This window comes from Anoxybacillus sp. TBDG-1, assembly GCF_054815885.1.
This window is the reverse complement of the sequence record NZ_JBTZSY010000030.1, coordinates 1-22,829: the sequence shown is the minus strand read 5'-3', so window position 1 is coordinate 22,829 and position 22,829 is coordinate 1. Positions and strand designations below refer to the sequence as shown.

Genomic DNA, 22,829 nt, shown 5'->3' with positions numbered 1-22,829 from the left:
CCGTTCGCTCCTTTACATATACGTTCCTATTGTTTATATCGGACGGAGGGAGGAAAATTTGAAGGGAGAAAAGAAAAAACCTCTCGTCTTAGAGAGGTTTCACCACGTCTTTCACCGCCGCAATGACATCGCGGACATCTTCGTCAGTCATTTTCGGAAAAATTGGCAACGTCAACGCTCGCTCGTACCACTGTTCCGCTTTCGGACAAATGCCTTTTGTATAACCGAGCTGCTCGTAGTACGGATGCCAATATACAGGGATGTAATGGACGTGCACACCAATATTTCGTTTGCGTAACTGTTGAAAGATTTGTTTGCGATCGTAGCGCAATTTTTCGGTATGTAGCTGAAGCATGTATAAATGCCAACCGGATTTTGTTTGTTCGAGCTGATACGGAATCGTTACTCCTTCGAGCAGTTGAAACGCCTCGTTATACATCGCGGCGATTTCGCGGCGACGGGCGATATAACGGTCGAGTTTGGCAAGTTGCGATATGCCGAGCGCCGCCTGCAAGTCGGTCATGCGATAGTTATACCCTAAATCGACCATCTCGTAATGCCACTCATCTGCAAATCCTTTGACGATGCCGTGAGAACGAAAACGCAACAACTTTTCGTAATAGCGCTCGTCGTTCGTGACGATGACGCCGCCTTCTCCCGTTGTAATCGGTTTGACTGGATGAAAGCTAAACATCGTCATATGCGCCATCGTTCCGACTTTTCTCCCTTTATACTCTGCACCGAACGAATGCGCCCCGTCTTCAATGACGACGAGGTTGTGTTTTTGCGCAATGTCCATCACCGCGTCCATATCGGCAGGTTGACCTGTAAAATCAACGGGAATAATCGCTTTCGTGCGCGCGGTCACCCGCTTACGTATGTCGCCTGGATCGATGTTGTACGTTCGCTCATCAATATCTGCGAACACCGGCTTCCCGCCGCAATAAAGCACCGCATTCGCCGTCGCTACGAACGTAATCGGCGTCGTAATCACTTCGTCTCCTTCGCTAATCCCCCCCGCAAAACACGCCCCGTGCAAAGCAGCCGTCCCGTTCGCAAAAGCGACCGCATATTTCGTCCCGACGTAGCTTGCCACCTTTTGCTCGAACTGTTCGATTTTCGGACCTTGCGTTAAAAAGGGAGAGCGTAAAACGTCGAGCACCGCTTCGATATCTTCTTCTGTCACCCATTGTTGACCGTACGGCAAAAACGTTTCTCTCCTCTTCATAGCAACACGTCCCAGCTCAATGGTGTTCCTTTTTTCACGTCCGTTTTCACGACTTTTCCTAAAATGACGTCATAATATTTAGGAGACAAGCCGTAGCCCGGACGAATGGCGCGCACATTTTCTTTTGTAAGGACGTCGCCTGCGCGCAAATCTTTCGTCACATACAACGAGCGACGATGGGCAAGCGACGGCTTTTCCGCGTTCGTCGATCCGTAATAAACGTGCCCGATACTTAACCACGCCCGCTCCGTTTCTTGCACGAGCATCGCCATCTCATGTGGTTCTAAAGAGAACGCCGCATCGACCCCGCCTTCTGCCCGCGATGTAGTAAAATGTTTTTCAATCACGGTCGCACCGAGCGCCACAGCTGCCACCGCTGTACCGACTCCGAGCGTATGATCAGACAGTCCAACTTCTACGCCAAACAGCTCGCGCATATGTGGGATCGTTCGCAAATTTGAATGCTCCGGCGTCGCTGGATACGTGCTCGTACATTTTAATAAAATAATTTGATCGTTTCCTTGCGAACGGACAGCTTGCACTGCCTCCTCTAATTCAGCGACCGTCGCCATGCCTGTAGAAATAATAACGGGCTTTCCTGTCGCCGCCACTCTTTTAATTAACGGAATATCCACATTTTCAAAAGAGGCGATTTTATATGCGGGCACATTAAGCGTTTCTAAAAAATCTACCGCGGTCTCATCAAACGGTGAGCTAAACGCAAGCAATCCGCGCTCACGACAGCGCGCAAAAATCGCCTCATGCCACTCCCATGGCGTGTACGCTTCTTTATATAACTCATAAAGCGACCGCCCTTTCCAAAGGCTCGTCTCACTTTCGATAAAAAATTCGCCTGTATGAATATCGAGCGTCATCGTATCAGGTGTATACGTCTGCAGCTTGACCGCATCGACTCCCGCTTCCGCCGCTAAATCCACAATCTTTAACGCTTTTTCAAGCGATCGATTATGGTTGCCCGACATTTCAGCAATAATAAACGGCTTATATCCTTGTCCGATTTTACGCCCACCAATTTCAATCATAAATATCATCCCTCCAATATGCGTCGCACGACCGGATGCATCCTTTCTCTTTTCGTTCCCATAAGCTTTAGCGACCGCTCGCTCATGCGCACGAGTTCCTTCGGCGTCTCTAACGCTCGCTTCATCACTTCCACGTAACGTTCAGTCGTTACATGTTCGTGCCAACCGACGTATTGAATTGCCCCATATGCGGCGACCGCTTCTGTCGCAACTTTTTGATTGTCCGCCACTACTGTTACAAGCGACGGAAGCCCAAGAAAACATCTTTCCCACATCGTCGCCCCGCCAGCGCCAACAGCTAAATCCGCCTTCGCCATCAGCTCGGCGATGTAATCAATTTGACAATGGTAACGAGCGCCCATCTCGCTGCACATACGCTCAATGACATGACGACGCGGATTCGTCGCTCCAACGACAACATCGACATGCATCGGTCGTAACGACCGAAGAGCTCGCAATGCTTTTTCCGTCTCATTCGTCGGATCGCTTCCGCCAAAAAAGACGAGCAAACGGTTCACCTCACCCGTCCGCATACGCACCATTTCTCGCGCTTCAGTAAATTCTTTTCGCAATAAAACGTACTTCGGACCGAGAAGCAACGTGCAATTTGTTGGTACAAGCCGTTCGTAACGCGCATAGCTATTAAGGTAATAGTTTTGATCAAGCAACACGTCGCATACGTGCGGACGATTGGCTAAATCGTCAATGACCATCACATTTTGCACGTACCGTCTTATTTGTTGCTCCCAACGCGCATCAAGCCCGTAATGATCAACGATGCACCAATCGATCCATTCACCCCACGCATCGATCGCCTGAATCGTCGCTTGTGCATCATCTTCTTGCGTACGAGCCGAAGCGATGCGAAAAACGGAAAAACCTCGGCTTTCCACGTATGAACATAAATGTCCTTCTTCTTCTTTCATCGCAAACCGAACGTCACAACGAGCATCGCGAAGCAACTCCGCAAGCGTCAACGTGCGCATCACATGACCTGTACCGATGGCGACTGAGGCATCTGCGCGAATGAGAATGTTCATGCGATCACCTATACAACTGGCTTCTGCTGCACGTGCGCGTTCAGCTTCGCCACTTCTGGATGATCAAGTAAAAATTGAACAACATCTTGCGCACGAACGAGCATGTCTCCTTGAAAATAGTTGGCAACCGCTTGGCAAAGGGCGTAGTCTTCCTCTGTATCTAACGTTACGCGCAAATGAGGATGTTGCATCGTTTTTGGCGCCTCGATAACCTCTTGTTGAAATTGATCTGAAAATTCATACGCATAATACGTCACATGCTCGCGATGGCGGTTCTCTTGTCCATGTGTATGCATATATGTTAAAGCGGCAAACGACACCATTTCAACGACAAACCCACGCGGCAGCTGACCATTGACGATCACGATATCAGCTGGCTTTTTCCTCATCGCTTCGACTATATCGTTAGCGAAATCGTAATCAACGAACGGACAATCCGCAGTTACTCGAATGACGTAGTCTGGTTCGTAACGTTTCGCACATTCGTAATAGCGAGAAAGCACATCTTCTTCTGAGCCACGGAAACACGTTACCCGATGTTGCTCGCACCATTGTACGATCGCATCATCTTGCTCTAACGTTGAAGTAGCAACGATGACATCGTCAATATCGTGCACTTGTTTGCACCGCGATACGACGTAATCTAACACAACTGTATTTCCAAGCGGCATTAACACTTTACCTGGCAAGCGCGACGACCCCATGCGCGCTTGGATGATGATGATTGTTTTCACGACATTCCTCCTTCACATATCAACGATAAAGTCCGTCGAATAGCGAATTTGTCTTTTTTCGTTTTCCGAACGTACGAAAGGATAATCGTTTATATTTTCTCCGATCGACTCTAACAAAAACCAATAAAAGCTATCTAATCCGACTTCTATGCTCAACGTCGATGCGCCACCAAACCGACTATTGCATTCGACAAAGTGAAAATGCCCGCTCTCATCAACAATTACTTGCATTACAACATGCCCATATAATTGTAACTGCTTCGCAACGTTCCGACACATCTGTTCTAGTCTCTCATTTTTTGCTGTTGTCGTTATATGCGATTCACCAGCAACGACATAATCTCTCGTTCGAGCTACTGTTCCTTTCACTTTGCCGCCGCGTTCAACGTATAAGTCTACACTCCACTCTGTCCCTTGAACAAAAGGTTGAAAAATCGGGTTTTCTAGCTGTTTGGCATGCTCGATCGCTTCTTTTTTATTTACATTGACCTTTATTTGTTTCGCACCTGCTCCGTATCGCTCTTTCACAACGTAACGATCAGACGGTACATCTTCAGCTCGTAAAAACGTAGGGATAACAGGAAACTGCTGTTGGCTTAACGTTTCGTAAAAAAGCAACTTATCTATACACACATGAACAGACTGTGGATGCGAAACCTTGACGAAAAGACCGTTTTGCTCTAGCATCGTGCGATGAGAAGCAAAATATAACAGCTCCCCATCGCGCGTCGGAATAATTGAACGAATACGTTGCTGCTGGCACGCTTTTATAAACGACTCGATATGCAATTGATCGAAGCTAGGAAGATGCCAAAATTCATCAACAAAATAGCGACCAATACAGTTCGGATTCATATCTGCCCCGATTAATTTCATCGGCAATCCAGTCTTATTTATAGCTCTTCGCACAGCTTGAAGCAACGGTACTTTCCTCGAAATGCTCGTCACAAGCACGTTCATATGCATATCCTCACTCACTTAATCAGTTCTTCTTCTAATGAAAAAACCGTTTGCTCCGCTTCGTACGCTAGCGACAACTTCGTCTGCATATGATCCCCTATTTCACGCACGATTCGAACCGTTTTCATCCCTAGTCTTTTCGCTGTAACAAAATCTTTATGCGGATTGTCGCCAACGTACACACATTCGTGAAACGGTAAGTTTAAAGATTCCACCATTTTTCGGTACGGTGTTTCACTCGGCTTCCAATGTTCGTCACCAAGGTCTCCGGTAACGACAATACAATCAACGAAACGATCAAGCTCTAGCGCTTTAATTTTCATCCATTGCATCACAGAATGACCGTCCGTAATAATGCCTATTTTTTTATTGGACCGCCGCAAATGAACAAGAAGTTTTCGAGCATCTTCATATAACGAAATCGACGGTTGATGATAACGATACGTGCGAACGAGGGAAGGGATATGCGCTTGAATATGTAGCTGTTCACATACGGCATCAAACACTTTCCCACGCCCGTTTTCTTTCCATTCATGAACAAGCATTTCATAAATACGATCGACGTCGTAAGAAGAAAGAGAAGCGAGGACGCAAGCTACAGCTCGAAACCCAGAACGTACATAATCATGTTCGCAATATAACGTATCGTCGAGGTCAAATATATATGCTTTCGCTTCGATCATATCTGGTCACCACTTATGAAATACTTTCCCCATCTATGCTAACGTTCGAAGAGTCAGTCCTTATTTGTATGGAATGAGGGTAAAGATGTTCAAGATTGCTAATTGATTAATAAACACGTTCGACAATCCGTTGAACTGTACATTTTCTATGAACCTTTTGACACTTTCCTTACCTAGGTTCAAAACAATAAACTTTCCCTCCACATTCTCGGATCAGGATAAAGTAGATTATCTAAAACCATCGCCAAATGTTTTGGTTTGATTCCATCTTTCACCACCTATTTAATCAATTGCTCTTTCTCACGGAAAGCATTTTCCCTCAATAATCGCTTTGTAAAATGAAGGGTTTCGATCTTCTTTTTCCCCCTTAATATCTCCATGTTTTCAGATGCATCAAAATATTGCGGGAAATATAACAAAGCTTTTTGTAAAAGGGTTTCAACAGATGAAATGCCTTTTCCTATCCAATAAGAGGCTACTGCTAAATTGTTGTACACCGCAGCATTTTTGTATTTTTCTACCTCCATCGCACAAATGAAGCATTTATGCGCATTTTCCCATTCATTATTCATCCCATACAAAACACCTTCATAAAAATGTTTACAAAATTGATCATATTCGTTCAATACATTCGATGGAATTTGATTTATGTACTTCAAACCTTCAGTTGGTTCTTCTTTGGCAATACATATGAGAGCAAATGTTAAAAAAATCTCTTTATTTGAGAACCCTTTTTCTTGAAATAAACGAAATAGATAGTCGAAGCTATACTTATTCATGATATATTTAGTTGCCTCGTATGACAAACGATGGTCTGAAGACAAACTCCCTTTGTGAATTCGAACTTGTAATAGTCGTTTTCTCTGAAAGTCCACCTTTTTACCCGATACCAACATACGCAAAAACCAATCATAGTCTTCAGACGTCCTTAAATTAGCATCAAACTTAATATTACGATCAAATTTAATTAAACATGCTCCTGCAAAAAAGTAGTTGCGCTTGAATTCCTCTAATAAAATATTTTCCTTTGTCAAAAACTCCGGAATGTTAAATGATCTTTCTAGAGATTGCCCGTGCGCATCGATTAAATCAAATTCAGACATTACAATGTCTAAGTTTTTAGAGACGATTTCCCTATAAGATTCCTCTAAACGATTCGCGTATTGAATATCATCAGCATTTACCAAACATATATATTCTGCACTAGCACAATCTATAGCTGTATTAATTGCATGGGAAACCCCTTTATTTTCTTTCAGATGCATAACCTTAATCCACGAATGCTGTTGTTCGTATGTTTCTAAAATTTTTTTCGTTCCATCTGTACTTCCATCATTTACAATAATCAATTCGTAGTCTTTAAAAGTTTGTAACAATACACTATCGATAGCTTCCCGTAAGTATTTTTCTCCATTGTACACAGGCATAATGATAGAAATTTTTCTCCTTATCATCTTATTACCCCTTTTTTCGACTAGTTGTGCATACAATTAAACTACTCTCACCTCGCCCCATGAAGACAATTGGCTCTGTTATAGCCGTTTCAGCGAAGTGATAATTTAATCAATGTCGGAGATCATTAAATATTTATAATTCCTGACTAACTATACTCCCCTCACCAGTTCCCGCAACTCCTCGACCGTCAGCCACTCGGTATTCGTATCGCTCGTGTACTTAAACCCTTCTGGCAACGGCTTTCCTTCTTCCACATACTGTTGCGGACACCAAGGAAATTGTGGAACGATTACGTAATAACGATCAAATTCGACCGTATGTCTCGCATCGTCTTCTGTAATCATCGCTTCGTGTAATTTTTCTCCAGGCCGAATGCCGATCATTTCGATATCGGCTTGCGGAGCGATCGCTTTCGCAAGATCGATCACTTTCATACTCGGAATTTTCGGCACGAAAATTTCCCCTCCTTGCGCTCGGTATAGCGAGTCAAGGACAAATTGCACTCCTTGCTCTAGCGTAATCCAAAAACGTGTCATACGCTTATCGGTAATCGGGAGCTTTTTTCCTTCCTGCGCTAACTTTTTAAATAACGGAACGACGCTGCCGCGGCTACCAACAACGTTGCCGTATCTGACAACGGCAAAGCGCGTTTGTTTTTGTCCGACGTACGAGTTAGCAGCAACGAACAACTTATCCGATGCTAATTTTGTCGCTCCGTATAAGTTCACAGGGGCAGCTGCCTTATCTGTACTTAAGGCAATCACCTTCTTTACCCCCCGATCGAGCGCCGCTTCAATTACATTTTGCGCTCCATAAATGTTTGTTTTCACTGCTTCAAATGGATTGTATTCACACGCGGGCACTTGCTTCATCGCCGCCGCATGAACGACATAATCAACCCCGTCAAACGCGCGATATAGTCGCTCTTTATCACGCACATCGCCGATGAAAAAACGGAGTCTTGAATCTTGATATTCCCTAACCATTTCATATTGTTTCAGCTCATCGCGGCTAAACACGATAACTTTTCTCACATTACTTTGCAGTACTTTATCGATAAACTTTCTCCCAAACGACCCTGTTCCCCCAGTGACAAGAATCGTTTGATCTGTCAACCATTTCATCATATCTGCTCCTTTGTTTTGAGTTGTCCATCCCGGTTGACTTCAACCCCTTGGAAAATAAAATACCCATCCCCAACTAACGTTATCGTCACCGTATGCGTACCGGCGTTCAACCCTTTCTTTTCAAACAACAGCTGGCGCAAATCGGGAATGAACCATTGTGAAACGGTCGTACTTTGCGCTGAAAATGTTTGTTCATAATTATCGATGCGGATGCGAATGCGCTTGCTGCCGTTTATATGTTGACCGCCGTAGATGCGCAGCGCCGTTCCCTCGAACGTAAACGTAACAGACGCTCCTTTTTGACTCGTCACGTAATACGTTCCTATAACTTGCGGCTGTACATATTTTTTAGCAATTTCAATCTTCCCCGTTTGCCAACCGTCAGAAAAATGAAATTCGTCTGCTGTGCAACCGTAACGTTTCCACATTTCATCACCGACTACCGCATGCATTTGTTCATGAACAATCGGGGATAGCTCGTTGTACATTTCAATACACGTTTTCACGTAGTTTAAAGATAAATGAATGAGCCGTTCCATTTTTTGTTCAATGCTTCCCGTCGCTTTAGATGAACTCATTTCCTCCATCAATACGACCGCCTGTCCTTGGGTGGCGCGAAACATATATGTGCGATAAAAATCGTTTTGAAATAGCTCTTGAAAACGAGCATAATTTTCTTCGAGTAAACGGGGCAGCTGTTTCCATCGTTTTTTATCGGCTGCCGATCCGAGCCGTTCAAGCGTTTCAATAAACCGCACACAAATGCTCATAAACTCGCGCATCGCCTTTTTCATTCGCTTCGTTCGCCACTCGATGCCATCCGTTCGTTCTTCTTCTCCGACATACCAATCCGCAGCGACAACTCGATCGTGCAATCGCTCGCTAATGACTCGTTCTAAAGACATAAACGGCGCACCGGCAATGTCCGCCCCTTTTTTCGTCGTATTGATTACTTCGATATGACTATATAGCTGAATATACTGTTCCATTAACAGACGCATTTGGTTTAACGAACGGTTCGTCATCACTTCGTTTCCTTCGACGTCACGGACGAACAATACGTTTCTTTTTTCTCGCTCTGCCGCCGCATGATCGCCCGTTGCTATTTCATGAGCGTAATATGCATCGTGTAAAAAAGCAAAGTTTTGTCCGACGAGCACGATCGGATTCGCCCCAAGGCGCGCGAAAATTTGCAAGGCAATAATTGCCACAGAAAACGCATCGTCCACAATATCATGAGCCGCGACATCCGTAAAATATGGCGTGACGAAATCTTGCGCCGTTACCGCATGCAACTTCGGACCGCGGTACAATTGCAACGTCTTATAGCCGACGCTCGTCCCGTAAATCATCGGCACATGCACATCGAGCCCCTGCTCGATCATCGATGAAAAAACGGTGTAGTTATGATCTTGAGGGTCGTACGTACATACAGCATCAGGCAAAATTCGTTGCGCCACGAGCGCTTTGTTTGCTGAACCAACAGCGACAATGTATGCCAAGCCACGTTCTTTAATGTAGCGAAGATGGTCGTACTCTTCATGAAGCGACGGACCAGCGGAAACGATAAGCACCGGTTTATGTTCAAAATGCGCTCGTTTCGTAAAAATGTTCGGTGATTTTAGCGTCACGCACAAATTCATCATACTGTTAATAACCCAGTTTTTATTAAACGCCGCTTCAGCAACGTTGCTCATTCGTTTCATCTCTACAACTTCGCGAAACTGCTTCAAAAACTCAGCGTATTGGTCATGAAACAGCTGCTCATAGCTTGGAAGCGAAAAGAAAAACACTTTCGTTTTAAAACTATGGACAAACTCGTGCAAAAACTCGCGTCGATCCATCTCGTCTGTTTCAACATGAATGTGCTCTAAATTTTCAACAGGTAACGAAAGAAGTGAACGATGCGACACATACGTAGTAAACAAATGCACGTTCGGCTCATAAAGCGTAAACGTTTTATGCGGAAACCGCGCCATCACTCTTTCAATATGATAACCAAGACCAACCCCATAAAACAAAATATGCTCACAATTTTCAAGCGCTTCTCGCCAGTGATAAATAAGCGCATCTACTTCACGAAGCGGATCGATCGGGTCGTGAACGTACACATCCCCAACTTGGATCGTTTTCTTCCCTTTTGCCCTGCTTATAATATGATGCGGAAACGGTGGCGCATGTTCAGCGCGCATAACCGTCTCAAGCACATGAGGAAAACGTTGTTGTAACCATTCGACATTTTCTTTACGCACCATTCATTCCTCCAAAATTTATTCCTACTTTCAAATATAGCAAAAAGATGTCATAAACTAAACTGTAGCTGGTAGTTTTGTTTCGAAAAGAAAATAAGCCCCAGATATACTGAAGCTTACTTCCTACCGATTGAACTTAATCGTTCAATCGCCTTTTCATATCCTTCATATGCCGCCTGTTTATAAAAATATATCGCTTTTTCCACCTGTCCTGTGACTTCGTAAAACACACCGAGATTGTAAGACGCTAAAAAACTGCCCGTTCCACGTACACGATCGTATTTCTCCGTTTCACCAATTTCTAAGCAGCGAGTAAAACATCGCTCAATGAATGGAAACAAGTGCGCATATCGATCTATATGACAAAAAATCGCATCCATATAAAACAATCCACATACAAAATGAAAATCTGGTGAATCATTCAGTCTCTCTTGTTCCATCGCGATGAGCTGCAATCCTTTTGCAAACGAACGGGTGGCGATGATTGTATACAAGTAATCAATTACTAAGCTATGACGATACCACGCATGGAGTGAAGCAAGGTGATAACTTTCCTCAAAATACTTCTCCGCCATGTTAAACTGCTGCAATAGTTTGTACTGCTTACCCACTTGATATAAAACATAATCATCGGTTGGATGTTGTTTTAGCTCTTGCAGTAACAAATTCAAGTTCCGTTCTGTTTTATTCGTGTGGACGTATCCATCATGGTACACTTCGACATTAACATTTTTGCGTGGAAACGGAGAATCGACTTGCTCATGAATTCTCCCGCTGTACGTTACCCCTTTAGGAAGCAACCGTGATAAGTAAGATTGGGCATATCGTCGTTCCCCGTTTTGAATAAACTCGTTCACCAGTGTAATACGTCCGATGGTACGCTCATTTGTTTCAATAAAATGTCTGATGATGCTCTTACAGTCGTTTACAATATATTCATCAGCGTCAAGTACAAGATTCCAATCGCACGTGGATTGCATGAGCGCATAGTTGCGTGCAGCTGAAAAGTCGTTCTCCCACTTGAAGTCAAACACATTCGCGCCGAATGAGTAAGCAATATCTTTTGTCGCATCGGTAGAGCCTGTATCGACAACAACGATGTCATCAACGATCTGCTGAACGCTTTGCAAACAGCGAGCTAAATGTTTCTCTTCATTTTTGACAATCATGACTAAAGCTAACGTTTTCAACGTTTCACCTCATAGACAAGTAAAAATTGTTGCAGCGCCTCACGCCAATGACGAAGTGGCTTAAACCCATTTAATCGTAAAGCCATATGGTCAAATACAGAATAGGACGGACGAGCGGCCAGCCGCGGATAATCTTCCGTTCGGCAGCGCTGAACGCGAACATCAACACTTGCTTCCGTAAAAATGGCTTGAGCAAACTCATACCAAGAACATTGACCTGTATTCGATATATGGTACAACCCGTATTTTTCCGTTTGAACAAGCTCATAAATCGAACGCGCTAAATCGACTGCATACGTCGGACAACCATATTGATCATCAACAACAAAAATTTCTTCTTTTTCTTTTGCCAAACGCAACATCGTTTTCACAAAGTTACTTCCATGAGCCCCAAACACCCACGATGTTCGTACAATAAAAAACTTTGAGTGAAAATCGCGCACCATATGTTCACCTGCTAACTTACTTTTTCCATAAACGTTGATCGGATGAGGGCTCGCAAACTCGTCATATGGTTCTTTTTCTTTGCCATCAAACACGTAATCTGTGCTTACATACACGAGCTTCGCACCTACTTTTTCCGCAGCCACAGCGACATTTCTCGTTCCATATGCATTAATTAAAAAAGCTTGTTCTTTTTCCTTTTCCGCTTCGTCAACTTTTGTATATGCAGCCGCATGGACGACGACATGTGGGCGAATATATTCAAGCATACTCATGACTTGTTGGGCATCTGTAATATCGAGCTCGTCTTTTCCGTACCCATACATGTCCCATTCCATTTGTCGAAACCGCTCGACTACCTCCGTACCAAGTTGCCCTCTCGCTCCAGTAACGACAACTCTCCGATTTTTCATGTTCTCTCACCGTATTGTTTTTTATAATACTCCATATATTCCCCAGACTTCATCCGCTTCCACCAATGAGAATGATCCATATACCATTGGATGGTTTCTTCAATCCCTTTATCAAACGTATACTGAGGCTTCCAACCGAGTTCAGTCATTATTTTTGTCGCATCAATCGCATAGCGTCGATCGTGTCCCGGACGATCTGGCACATACTTAATTAATGACTTGGGAACACCGATTTTTTCTACAATAAGGTTCACAATTTCATTGTTTGTTCGTTCATTATTTCCCCCGATATTATACACTTGCCCTTGTCTACCTCTATGGATCACTAGATCAATCGCTGCACAATGGTCATTGACGTGAAGCCAATCACGAATATTTTGACCGTCTCCGTAAATAGGAAGTTCTTTTCCTTCCAATGCGTTTGTAATCATTAAGGGGATCAGCTTCTCGGGAAAATGATATGGTCCATAGTTATTCGAGCAACGTGTAATATTTACGTTTAATCCGTATGTCTCATAATATGCCCTCACAAGCAAATCCGCGCTTGCCTTGCTTGCCGAATAAGGACTGTTCGGGGCTAACGGAGTTTCCTCTGTGAAATATCCCGTTTCTCCTAAGCTTCCATACACTTCATCAGTTGAGATTTGCACATATTTTTGAATACCGTTCACTTTAGCGACATCTAATAACACTTGCGTACCAAGTACATTTGTTTTTACAAAGGCGGCTGGATCCGAAATGCTACGATCCACATGTGATTCCGCAGCAAAATTAACGATAACATCAATATCATATGTTTTCACAACATAATCAACAAGTTGGTCGTTGCAAATATGTCCTTTCACAAATGTATAACGGGCGTTTGTTTGAACATCTTGTAAGCTTTCTAAATTCCCAGCATATGTTAGAAGATCGTAATTTACAATTTTATAATTGTCATACTTATTTAACATATAGCGAATAAAATTGCTGCCAATAAAACCAGCGCCACCAGTCACAAGAATATTCATGACGTTCTCTCCCACGTAAAATTAATATGTGCATCATCCAAAAGCGGAAGGTTTGCATCCTTCTCAGATAAAATCGCTTCCGTCACAGGCCAGTCGATTTTTAATGCTGGATCGTTCCAAAAAATCCCTCGATCAAATTGCGCTGAGTAATACGCATCTACCTTATATTGCACCTCTGTATTCGGCACTAACGTACAAAAGCCGTGTGCGAACCCTTTTGGCACGAAAAGCTGCCTTTTATTATACTCACTTAAAATAAAACTGCGCCACTCCCCAAACGTTGGCGAGCCTTTACGAATGTCTACCACGACATCATAAATCACGCCGCGCGTCACGCGCACAAGCTTTGCTTGCGCTTGTGGATGAAGCTGATAATGTAAGCCGCGTACCGTCCCTGCTTTTACTGAAAGAGAATGGTTATCTTGAACAAATTTTACTGAAATACCTAATTGACTTAAAGTTCGCTCATTGAAGCTCTCCATGAAAAAACCTCGAGCGTCCTCATGCACAATCGGCTCTAGTAAAACAACCTCATCAAAATCCTTTTGTATGACTCGCATGTACGTCACCTTTTTAATTTTTCATGTTTTTATTAAACCATTGCCCGAAATCAACATCTTTCGCTAGTTCGTTTGCCCTTAAATAAGATGCGTGCGTTCCCGCGTCCGTCCACCACCCTTGCAATACGTCATATGTCAATTCATTGCGAGCAATATAAGCATTATTCACATCAGTAATTTCTAATTCCCCACGAGCAGATGGCTTTAATGTACGAATAATATCGAACACTTTGGCATCATACATATAAATGCCTGTTACCGCATAACTACTTCTCGGTTTTTTTGGTTTCTCCTCAATGCTTTTAATTCGTTTTCCATCTAATTCAGGAACACCAAAACGCTCTGGATCGCTCACTTCTTTAATTAAAATTTTTGCGCCCGTTTGTTGTTTTTTAAAGTTTTCTACATACGGGACGATACTGTCGGAAAAGACGTTGTCCCCTAAAATGACCGTCATGAGATCATTACCAACAAACGCTTCACACAACCCAAGCGCCTGTGCAATACCACCTGCCTGATCTTGCACTTTATATGTAAACTGAACATCAAACTCCGAACCGCTTCCAAGCAAATTCACCACATCGCCCATATGCTCACGCCCGGTGACGATCAAAATATCGCTCATTGCCGCTTCTTTTAACTTATAAATGGCATGATAAATCATCGGATATTTGCCAACAGGAAGCAAATGTTTATTTGTCACTTTTGTGAGAGGATACAGACGCGAGCCTGTCCCTCCCGCAAGGATGATGCCTTTCATGCGTGCTCGCCTCCAACGTTCTTTGTGTATAGATTTTGACATAAATCATACACTTTTAATAACTATTTATCGTTTTAACGATTTTCTTCACATCTTCTAAATGCAAAACAGGAGATATTGGTAGACTGACAACTGTCCTATGAATTTCCTCTGTGATTGGTAAGTAGAGATTGTTCCACTCCTTATACGCTCTTTGCTTATGAGGGGGGATTGGATAATGAATTAACGTTTGTATCCCATACTTCTTTAAATGCGTTTGAAATTTCTCACGATGCTCAACTCTAACTACAAACAAGTGCCAAACATGAGAAAGGCGATCTCTGTTCTGAACAATAGGCAAGGTGACTCCGCCATTCTTAATATGTTCCAAATAGTATTCAGCAATGTTTCTTCGTTTTTCATTATCTTCATCTAAATACTTTAGCTTTACTCTCAATATAGCCGCTTGAATTTCGTCTAAACGACTATTACACCCTTTATATAGATTTACATACTTTTCTATCGATCCGTAATTTCTTAACGCTTTCAATTTTTCTGCTAACTGATCGTTATTCGTCGTAATCGCTCCTCCATCACCCAAGGCCCCTAAATTTTTCCCTGGATAGAAACTAAAACCGGCGGCATCGCCTAAATTTCCGACTCTTTTTCCTTCATATAATGCGCCATGTGCCTGTGCTGCATCCTCAATCACCTTTAACTGATACTTCTGTGCAATCTTTTTAATCGCCCTCATATTAGCCACTTGACCATACAAATGCACAACAATAATTGCTTTTGTTCTCTCTGTAATTTTCTCCTCTATTTTTTCTGGATCAATATTGTAGCTCATCATATCTGGTTCTATAAGCACAGGCTTAGCACCAACTAGAGATACCGCTAAAATAGTGGCAATGTACGTATTTGCTGGAACAATAACTTCATCTTTTTCACCAATCCCATATCCTCTCAAAATGAGAGTAAGGGCATCCAATCCATTCGCTACACCAATGGCGTGCTTTGTTTGACAATACTGTGCAAACTCTTTCTCAAAGGATTGTACTTCCTCACCTAATATGTACCATCCCCTATGAATCGTTCGCTCTATCGCTTCTTGAATATCATTTCGATACATTGCATTAAGAGCACGTAAGTCTAAAAAGGGAATCATGTAAAAAACCTACTTTCTATAAAATTACCTCATAAAAATCATACACAACACCACGAGCCCCAAACATTTCTTTTTGCCTCAGCAAACCTGTGTTTAAAAACAAACCATTATTCTCTGTGGAAATACCAAAATCAAAATACTGAGTTTTCCCCTTATAGTGATCGATGATGGAAACGACCACCAGATCGAGTGCTCCCAATTTTCTCCCTAAATCACTACCCGCCATGTACTGCGTATGAACCATCGTTTCGTGTTCGTAAACAACTACACCAGCAAGCATAGTATCTTGAGCATCGTATGCTCCAAATAGCTTAATATTTTCAGGAAATCGTGAATGAAGCAATTTGATTTCCTCAGCAGTATGAGTGGCTTTTGTATGATATTTTTCTGCTAATATCTCATTTAATATCTCCATAAACACTTCAAAATCTTCCGTGTTCTTTACAATTAAATTTTCTTTCTTTGCTCTCATAAAACCTTGTCTTTTACTTTTGGATAGTTTGGTTTCTTTACTTAGATATATAGTTGATGAGATATCCCTTCTAAACAATTTAGCACCATATCTAAACAAAGCATAGAGATCTTCTTGACTAGGAAACTTATGGTATATATAAGGAATAGCCTTATAGACAAATCTTTTCATCTTGTTCGATTTTAAATACGCAATAAGCTCCTCAAAAATACGCATAACTTCAACCATACTTAATTTCTCATCATACAATAATCCCCCAAAAGTTAAGCCACCATGACTAATGATCGTGTCATCATGTTTACTCGCAGGAAGAACAGCTAATAAACGCTGATCCTCGAAAAAGAGTAAAGAAAAGTCTTGAAATCGATCAGCGTGATAATCCATATAATCTCTCAAAAAAAGAAACGTACCGTTTTTACATGAATCCACAAAAACATCCCATTTTTCTTTAAGAGATCTATTGTATTTTATAATATCCATTTTTTTCACCTTCGAATGATACTAGTTAGGATATAAAACTACTCCCAACTGACTAGCTCAGCATATCCAAAACCGTCTCTCCCCATATCGTTTCCATTATAAAACATATAAACTTTGTCACTCCACTCCAATAAACTCGGATAGCTTAACGCTTTGGAGTCCCATCCGCTTTCAGACAGATAAATTCCTATTTTACTATCCTTTCTTTCCCACTTAACACCATCTAAAGATTCAGCATATCCTGCGATATAGTCTCCTTTAGTTGTACCGCGGGTATAAAACATTTTATACATATTACCCACTTTATAAACCCTCGGCCTCCCAATCCTGTATTCATCTCCTTGAACATCGACACATACAAACGAGCGCTTTCTTGTCGCACAAAAGTCAATTCCATCTGAAGATTCAATATACTTTATACGATATTTAGGAAATGGGGTTCCATTAATCATCTCCCATCCATCACCAGCAGCATACCATACTTTAAACACCCCATCCTCATAATGAACAGAATGAATAGCAGCAATATATCTTTCATCATGACCTCGATCCAAAACAGGCACAGAACGAACTCTCCTAAAAGTTTCCCCATCATCAGAACTAATTGCCAAACCACTAAAAGCTAAAAACTTCGACTTTTTCACGATCTGAAAGCCGACATAATACATGTAAATGTCCGCTCCCACCTTTAGAACATCCCCAAGTATAACACCGTTATCATCAAATGTACCCGGCTCGCCGATATCTAGCACAGGCTCCTCGGATATTTTAATAATGTTACTCGGGTTTTGCGCCTCTACATCAACATATCCGATACGACTAACCCCTTCATCATCTCGAAACCCTGCATATATTCGAATTACATCCTTATTTATCAAAATGGGGGTAGGGGTCAAAGCAGAATGCTTTGACCACCATGAGTCTCCTGTAGGTGAATAAATTAATCCTTTTTTCTCCCACTTCATGCGATATCTACTCCTGTACGTTAAAATATTGTAGCGTAGAAATGGCAGATGGCTTTGCTGGGTTTCCCTTATATATTTTCCCCTCTTCTGTGCTTTTTGTAACAACTGCTCCTGCAGCAATGAAACAATCTTTGCCAATTTGTATATTATTCACTAGTGTGCTATTTACCCCTAGAAAGCAATTTTCTCCAATCTCACAATATCCAGATACAACAACATGAGAAGAAAGAAAACAATTGTCCTTAATTACCGATTGATGTCCAATATGATTACCGCTCCAAAGAACAACATTGTCGCCAATTTTAACACCGTATTGTACGACATTATTTTCGAAAATAAAACAATTCTCCCCGATCTCTACATTACGCCATACAAAAGCATGTGTGCTAACGTAAGAAACCGGACGATATCCCTTCTCTTTTGCTTCTTTTAATAATCTTGTCCGCACACGATTAAATTTTGTAAAAGTCACAGCAACAAAAACTTTGTAGTCTGTGGGAGGGTAATGTTTTTCTAAATCCTCAAAAAATACAACAGGTAAGTCAAATAGTTGACTTTTCGTATAAAAATCTTTCTCTACACTAAAAGCAACCACTTCGTATGGAGAATCGTAAGTAAAATATTCATAGGCGATCTCCGCAAATTCTCCGTCACCAATAATCACAATTTTTTCACCATTTTTATTCATTATCATTTCCACCTTTCACTATTTTCAAAAATGTAGCATAATCCCTTATGTAATCATCTTCATCATAGTGCTGACTAGCCAAGACGACTAGAACACAATCCGAAGAAAAATCATAAATTTCCCTCCATATCATGGACTGAATATAAATGCCCCGTGTTTTATCGTTGAGGAAAATCTCTTCTCTCTTTTCTCCATCATCGATAAGTAATGTACATGAGCCGCTTAAACATATAAACACTTGTTCTAGCTTTTTATGAGCATGTTTCCCTCTCACGACGTCTGAACGAGTATTAAAAATATAATATATTCGTTTAATTTCAAAAGGAATGCTTTTGCCACTTTCAATTGCGATCAAGGCACCCCTGGAATCACCTATTTCCTTAAAGCATATTGTTTTATACATTTATTCTCACCTTTCTTCATTCAAAAGAAGCGCCTTTATGCTAAAATTTCATCCATAGCAGCCATCACAATATTTTTTATTTCGGATGCTTGAGCCGATTCTATTCCCTTTGCGTGTTGCATATAGGTAAACAATACTCCTCGCAAATAATTGATATACACTTTCTTCAAAACCTCTCCACTATCAAAAATACCTTTTGTTTTTCCATAATTAATAAGCATATTCCATTCTTTCACACCATTATAGAGCATATCTAATCCCCTAGCATTCTGACCACTATGAATACGAAAATAACTTAATGGTTCAGCGATATATACTCCCTTTCCTTTCTGTAATAGTTTGATCCAGAAAGCTACATCTTGTAAGGCTTGATATTCATATCCTTCAAAAACAGCTATTCCACTTTCAACATCTTTTTTCCTAAACATCACTGTCGTCAATTCTCCAATAACGTTCGAACAATTTTCTAGAATAAAACGAATGAAAGATGTTCCATCTAAAAAAGTATCTTGATCAAATAATTTTTTTGTTGACAATGTACCTATATCAATATTTTTTCCATTTTCATCAATTGTTTGCCGATAGGAGGTAACTAATGATACATCATTGTATTGTAAAAAATATCTTATCATCTTGCTGATTTTTTGAGGGTGAAATAAATCGTCATCCAGTAAAAAGTTTACATATTGACCATTTGCAAGCTGCAAGCATTTATCCACATTATGGTTTTTTAATCTTTTTTCATTCTTGACATATTGAATATTTGGATATTTTTTCACATAGCTTGCGACAACGTTTTCTACACGTTGATCCGTACTATCGTCACATATGATAATTTCAATATTTTCATACGTCTGACGTAAAGCACTATTTAGCGCTTCTTCAAAATAATAAGGGCGGTTATATGCCGGAATTAAAATGCTTACCAATGGTAAAAACTGCTTGTTGTTATTTTCAAAAAATTCACTGTATGCAATAATAAATTTTTTCCTTTCCCTATTAAAATCTTCACCAATCTTGATAATGCCACAATCATGTATGCACCATGGTTGCTGTTGCCGAACGACACCAACTTCGTATCCAGCTAGTAAAAACTCTTGACAATGCGATAAATCATAAAAATGCCACCCCGTAAACAAATCATCACGCCAGCGGATATCATATTGAGTAATCATGATTAGTCCATCGATGGCTTGCACGGGCTCATAGTCTTTATCATTCTCTCTAAATTGTAGTAATTTTATTTTCCCCGTATAGCTATCATACACTTTACCGTAACAAAGTTCGCTTTCCCACCAAACACCATTATTAGGGATGGTCTTAGCTCCAGCTATCCCAATCATCCCCAATTTGTAATGCTTCTCAAAGAGCGAAATAATATCGTGTAAAAAATTTTTATTAACGATAAACACATCTTGATGCAAATACACTTTATACTTTGCATCTGTTTTTTTCATTGCTTCGTTATATCCAGAAGTGATGCTTTTTGCTCCTTCAATGGCTATAATTTCGATTTCGTATCCGTCCGGCACGTGAAGCGATCTCACATAACGGACAGACTCCTCATATAATTGTCGATTGTTAACACAATAAATAAATGCAATTTTTTTATCGTTCATCATTCAAACTCTCCTCTTGCGATCTTCAACAGTTGTAGCACTTGTTCATCTGGTTGTTGAATTTTTTGCAAAAATGTCTCTGCTAGCGCATGTTCTCCATAAGTAAGAAGCACATATCCTAAGTTATATAACGTATCTACGTTCGTCGGCTCTTGCTCATAAGCAAGTTGTAAATACGGTAGGACATGTTCATGCAATCCTCGTTCGAAACATGCGATGGCGATACTTTGAAAAACTTTCACTTTATGAATAATGCTTGTATCCATAATCTCCTTCATGAGTTGCTCATCTATCTCGCCACGGGCAAGTTGGTCAACGAGCGATAGCTTTGTCTCGTCAACATCGACATCAAACTCGAGACGACGCAACAAAAATGTAAGTTGCTGTGCCTTTTTCAATGACTGTTCGTTAATTTCCTCAAACAACTTTCTCACTTCATCATCCGGTTGGCGAATGAATGACAAATATCGATTCGCTAGCTCTTTCTCACCATAGGAGTTCAATACAAAAGCTAAATTGTACAACGTGTCTGTATCATCTTGGCATAACTCAAACGCTGCTTGTAAATAAGGTAAAACGTGTTCATGATAGCCATATGCAAAATTTTCGATCGCAAGTTCATTTAATAATTCAACCGCATGATCCATTCTTTTTATTATATCGATCACTTCGTTAGTAGAAAGACGATGTAACTGTTCTAAAACATGGTGACGGTCTTTTTTACATACAAAAGTGTCAATTAGTTTCCTCATATCCTCATTTTGCTTATAAGCGCGCACAACAAACGATTTTGGTATAAGTAAAGATTGAACGGTCTCTCCATATAATGCTTTCAGATGGTTGACTAATCGATGTTTGTTGTCGTCCTCTGAAACGATCATACCTTTAACAGACATCGATAGCGGATGCCGTTTAAACAAATCATCTAATTGACCTAAGCTATATAAATTCGTACGTTCAAATGGATTACGTCCAGCGATCAATTCTTCAATCACTCGGAAATGCCCTGCATTTTTTACGTTGGCAAGAAACTGTCCATTTGGTTTTAAATGATCAACGACAAAACGAAGAACATGATCATTTAACGTAAGCATACGATTACTGTACAAAATAAGATCAAACATTTGTTTTTTAATTTCACTATCTTCTAAGTCATTTGCTACGTATGCGTACCGTTGTGCTTCTTTTACCGCAAATGCATTTTGTTCTACACCGTACAACGTTGCATGTGGGTACTCTTGTTTCATTTTCAACAACGTTGCTCCTGCACCGCAACCAATGTGTAACACATTGATATGAGTCTTTTCATCCATTTCTATTTGATGAATTAGTTCTGTCTCTATATCATAAGCCCTAACATCAACATTCCATTTTTCTTCGAATTTTTTTTGGTTATCTCGCAACAACTTCAAATAACCGCTATCGTCATCTTTCCATGATACGCTACCATAATGATGAATAAACGTGTCTTTACATAGCATTAAACGATACCCAGCTTGTCTTAAACGAAAAGAGTAATCGTCATCCTCAAAATTTCCTGGGGTAAACCGCTCATCCAGCAGCCCGACTTTATCGATCGCTTCTTTTTTAATGAGCATGCAGAAACCAATCAATTTTAATCGCTCTTCCCATTTATTTGGGTCTAAAACATTATATTGAGAAGCGAACGCATGCATTTCGTCGATCGACGTATAGCTCACTGGAATCGTTGAATGATAAGAAGCGGAATTTGTCACTGGCCCTACCGCTCCAATATCATCAGCGCTATATAAGCAAACTAGCAAGTGGTCAAGCCAATGTTTCGTAACGACGACATCATTATTCAGTAAAAGAATGTTTTCCCCCTTTGCGATTTGTATTCCTTGATTACATCCTTTCGGAAAACCAACGTTTTCATTATTAAAAATCGTTCGTATGTCTGTTTGTTCCTTTAACCACTCAACTGTTCCATCTGTAGAGCAGTTGTCAATCACAATAATTTCATATGTTCCTTCTCTCGTATATTGACGGATGCTTTCAATACACTGTTTTGTATAGTCTAGTTTGTTATGGGTTAGGATAATTACACTTGTTTTCATAGCATTCCCCTTTTTTTCACTTCGGTATTGTCAAAAGTTTTAAATACATACCCTAAGTTTTTATTGATTTTATGCGGT

The 22,829-nt window shown here is 41.0% G+C and carries 20 protein-coding genes and 1 pseudogene; all 21 read right to left on the bottom strand.

Features of this window, described 5'->3' with window-relative positions; genetic code table 11:
• Positions 1 to 88: 88 nt before the first annotated feature.
• Entirely contained in the window at positions 89 to 1,228 is a 1,140-nt protein-coding gene (gene pseC / locus ACYQY7_RS09965; RefSeq protein ID WP_461201890.1) for a UDP-4-amino-4,6-dideoxy-N-acetyl-beta-L-altrosamine transaminase, read from the bottom strand.
• Positions 1,225 to 2,271: a pseudaminic acid synthase gene (gene pseI / locus ACYQY7_RS09960; protein WP_461201889.1), complete on the bottom strand. Its 1,047-nt coding sequence runs from the start codon at positions 2,269 to 2,271 to the stop codon at positions 1,225 to 1,227. The genes pseC and pseI overlap by 4 nt, the downstream gene beginning before the upstream one ends.
• A 5-nt stretch (positions 2,272 to 2,276) precedes the next feature.
• A complete protein-coding gene (pseG, locus tag ACYQY7_RS09955) occupies positions 2,277 to 3,311 on the bottom strand; it encodes a UDP-2,4-diacetamido-2,4,6-trideoxy-beta-L-altropyranose hydrolase (RefSeq protein ID WP_461201888.1) in 1,035 nt (344 codons plus the stop codon).
• Between the two features lie 8 nt (positions 3,312 to 3,319).
• A complete protein-coding gene (locus ACYQY7_RS09950; RefSeq protein WP_461201887.1) occupies positions 3,320 to 4,045 on the bottom strand; it encodes a cytidylyltransferase domain-containing protein in 726 nt (241 codons plus the stop codon).
• Between the two features lie 12 nt (positions 4,046 to 4,057).
• On the bottom strand, positions 4,058 to 5,005 hold the full coding sequence (locus tag ACYQY7_RS09945; RefSeq protein WP_461201886.1) for an ATP-grasp domain-containing protein: 948 nt from the start codon (positions 5,003 to 5,005) through the stop codon (positions 4,058 to 4,060).
• A 14-nt stretch (positions 5,006 to 5,019) separates the two neighbouring features.
• Positions 5,020 to 5,688, bottom strand: coding sequence for an HAD family hydrolase (locus tag ACYQY7_RS09940; RefSeq protein WP_461201885.1), 669 nt, complete (start codon positions 5,686 to 5,688; stop codon positions 5,020 to 5,022).
• A 278-nt stretch (positions 5,689 to 5,966) separates the two neighbouring features.
• Positions 5,967 to 7,142 (bottom strand): glycosyltransferase family 2 protein, encoded by a 1,176-nt coding sequence (locus ACYQY7_RS09935; RefSeq protein WP_461201884.1) that lies wholly within the window; start codon positions 7,140 to 7,142, stop codon positions 5,967 to 5,969.
• 150 nt (positions 7,143 to 7,292) lie between these two features.
• On the bottom strand, positions 7,293 to 8,267 hold the full coding sequence (pseB, locus tag ACYQY7_RS09930; protein WP_461201883.1) for a UDP-N-acetylglucosamine 4,6-dehydratase (inverting): 975 nt from the start codon (positions 8,265 to 8,267) through the stop codon (positions 7,293 to 7,295).
• Positions 8,267 to 10,522 (bottom strand): 6-hydroxymethylpterin diphosphokinase MptE-like protein, encoded by a 2,256-nt coding sequence (locus ACYQY7_RS09925; RefSeq protein ID WP_461201882.1) that lies wholly within the window; start codon positions 10,520 to 10,522, stop codon positions 8,267 to 8,269. Before ACYQY7_RS09925 ends, pseB begins: the two co-directional genes overlap by 1 nt.
• 116 nt (positions 10,523 to 10,638) lie before the next feature.
• Positions 10,639 to 11,712, bottom strand: a complete 1,074-nt coding sequence (locus ACYQY7_RS09920) for a glycosyltransferase family 2 protein (protein WP_461201881.1) — start codon at positions 11,710 to 11,712, stop codon at positions 10,639 to 10,641.
• Positions 11,709 to 12,569 (bottom strand): dTDP-4-dehydrorhamnose reductase, encoded by an 861-nt coding sequence (gene rfbD, locus ACYQY7_RS09915; protein ID WP_461201880.1) that lies wholly within the window; start codon positions 12,567 to 12,569, stop codon positions 11,709 to 11,711. Before rfbD ends, ACYQY7_RS09920 begins: the two co-directional genes overlap by 4 nt.
• Positions 12,566 to 13,579 carry a dTDP-glucose 4,6-dehydratase gene (gene rfbB, locus ACYQY7_RS09910; RefSeq protein WP_461201879.1) on the bottom strand — a complete coding sequence of 338 codons (1,014 nt, stop codon included), beginning with the start codon at positions 13,577 to 13,579 and terminating at the stop codon, positions 12,566 to 12,568. The genes rfbD and rfbB overlap by 4 nt, the downstream gene beginning before the upstream one ends.
• Positions 13,576 to 14,139 (bottom strand): dTDP-4-dehydrorhamnose 3,5-epimerase, encoded by a 564-nt coding sequence (rfbC, locus tag ACYQY7_RS09905; protein WP_461201878.1) that lies wholly within the window; start codon positions 14,137 to 14,139, stop codon positions 13,576 to 13,578. Before rfbC ends, rfbB begins: the two co-directional genes overlap by 4 nt.
• 13 nt (positions 14,140 to 14,152) lie before the next feature.
• Positions 14,153 to 14,899, bottom strand: a complete 747-nt coding sequence (locus ACYQY7_RS09900) for a sugar phosphate nucleotidyltransferase (protein ID WP_461201877.1) — start codon at positions 14,897 to 14,899, stop codon at positions 14,153 to 14,155.
• Positions 14,900 to 14,954: 55 nt separating this feature from the next.
• Complete coding sequence (locus tag ACYQY7_RS09895) at positions 14,955 to 16,046, bottom strand: DegT/DnrJ/EryC1/StrS family aminotransferase (protein ID WP_461201876.1); 1,092 nt, start codon at positions 16,044 to 16,046, stop codon at positions 14,955 to 14,957.
• Between the two features lie 16 nt (positions 16,047 to 16,062).
• A complete protein-coding gene (locus ACYQY7_RS09890; protein ID WP_461201875.1) occupies positions 16,063 to 16,998 on the bottom strand; it encodes a GNAT family N-acetyltransferase in 936 nt (311 codons plus the stop codon).
• Between the two features lie 38 nt (positions 16,999 to 17,036).
• Entirely contained in the window at positions 17,037 to 17,963 is a 927-nt protein-coding gene (locus ACYQY7_RS09885; protein WP_461201874.1) for a hypothetical protein, read from the bottom strand.
• Between the two features lie 7 nt (positions 17,964 to 17,970).
• Complete coding sequence (locus ACYQY7_RS09880) at positions 17,971 to 18,651, bottom strand: acetyltransferase (RefSeq protein ID WP_461201873.1); 681 nt, start codon at positions 18,649 to 18,651, stop codon at positions 17,971 to 17,973.
• A complete protein-coding gene (locus ACYQY7_RS09875) occupies positions 18,644 to 19,054 on the bottom strand; it encodes a sugar 3,4-ketoisomerase (RefSeq protein ID WP_461201872.1) in 411 nt (136 codons plus the stop codon). The genes ACYQY7_RS09880 and ACYQY7_RS09875 overlap by 8 nt, the downstream gene beginning before the upstream one ends.
• 35 nt (positions 19,055 to 19,089) lie before the next feature.
• Positions 19,090 to 20,673, bottom strand: coding sequence for a glycosyltransferase (locus ACYQY7_RS09870; protein ID WP_461201871.1), 1,584 nt, complete (start codon positions 20,671 to 20,673; stop codon positions 19,090 to 19,092).
• Positions 20,674 to 21,683: 1,010 nt separating this feature from the next.
• Positions 21,684 to 22,751 (bottom strand): annotated as a pseudogene (locus ACYQY7_RS09865) (glycosyltransferase); the annotation flags it as partial.
• Positions 22,752 to 22,829: the final 78 nt, after the last annotated feature.

Coding starts and splice junctions, on each gene's coding strand:
- pseG (WP_461201888.1), bottom strand. CDS start 3,311: ATGAACATTCTCATTCGCGCAGATGCCTCAGTCGCCATCGGTACAGGT.
- ACYQY7_RS09880 (WP_461201873.1), bottom strand. CDS start 18,651: ATGAATAAAAATGGTGAAAAAATTGTGATTATTGGTGACGGAGAATTT.
- rfbC (WP_461201878.1), bottom strand. CDS start 14,139: ATGCGAGTCATACAAAAGGATTTTGATGAGGTTGTTTTACTAGAGCCG.
- ACYQY7_RS09885 (WP_461201874.1), bottom strand. CDS start 17,963: ATGAAGTGGGAGAAAAAAGGATTAATTTATTCACCTACAGGAGACTCA.
- rfbB (WP_461201879.1), bottom strand. CDS start 13,579: ATGAATATTCTTGTGACTGGTGGCGCTGGTTTTATTGGCAGCAATTTT.
- ACYQY7_RS09875 (WP_461201872.1), bottom strand. CDS start 19,054: ATGTATAAAACAATATGCTTTAAGGAAATAGGTGATTCCAGGGGTGCC.
- ACYQY7_RS09890 (WP_461201875.1), bottom strand. CDS start 16,998: ATGGATATTATAAAATACAATAGATCTCTTAAAGAAAAATGGGATGTT.
- ACYQY7_RS09940 (WP_461201885.1), bottom strand. CDS start 5,688: ATGATCGAAGCGAAAGCATATATATTTGACCTCGACGATACGTTATAT.
- ACYQY7_RS09895 (WP_461201876.1), bottom strand. CDS start 16,046: ATGATTCCCTTTTTAGACTTACGTGCTCTTAATGCAATGTATCGAAAT.
- pseI (WP_461201889.1), bottom strand. CDS start 2,271: ATGATTGAAATTGGTGGGCGTAAAATCGGACAAGGATATAAGCCGTTT.
- ACYQY7_RS09870 (WP_461201871.1), bottom strand. CDS start 20,673: ATGAACGATAAAAAAATTGCATTTATTTATTGTGTTAACAATCGACAA.
- ACYQY7_RS09900 (WP_461201877.1), bottom strand. CDS start 14,899: ATGAAAGGCATCATCCTTGCGGGAGGGACAGGCTCGCGTCTGTATCCT.
- pseB (WP_461201883.1), bottom strand. CDS start 8,267: ATGAAATGGTTGACAGATCAAACGATTCTTGTCACTGGGGGAACAGGG.
- ACYQY7_RS09945 (WP_461201886.1), bottom strand. CDS start 5,005: ATGAACGTGCTTGTGACGAGCATTTCGAGGAAAGTACCGTTGCTTCAA.
- rfbD (WP_461201880.1), bottom strand. CDS start 12,569: ATGAAAAATCGGAGAGTTGTCGTTACTGGAGCGAGAGGGCAACTTGGT.
- pseC (WP_461201890.1), bottom strand. CDS start 1,228: ATGAAGAGGAGAGAAACGTTTTTGCCGTACGGTCAACAATGGGTGACA.
- ACYQY7_RS09935 (WP_461201884.1), bottom strand. CDS start 7,142: ATGATAAGGAGAAAAATTTCTATCATTATGCCTGTGTACAATGGAGAA.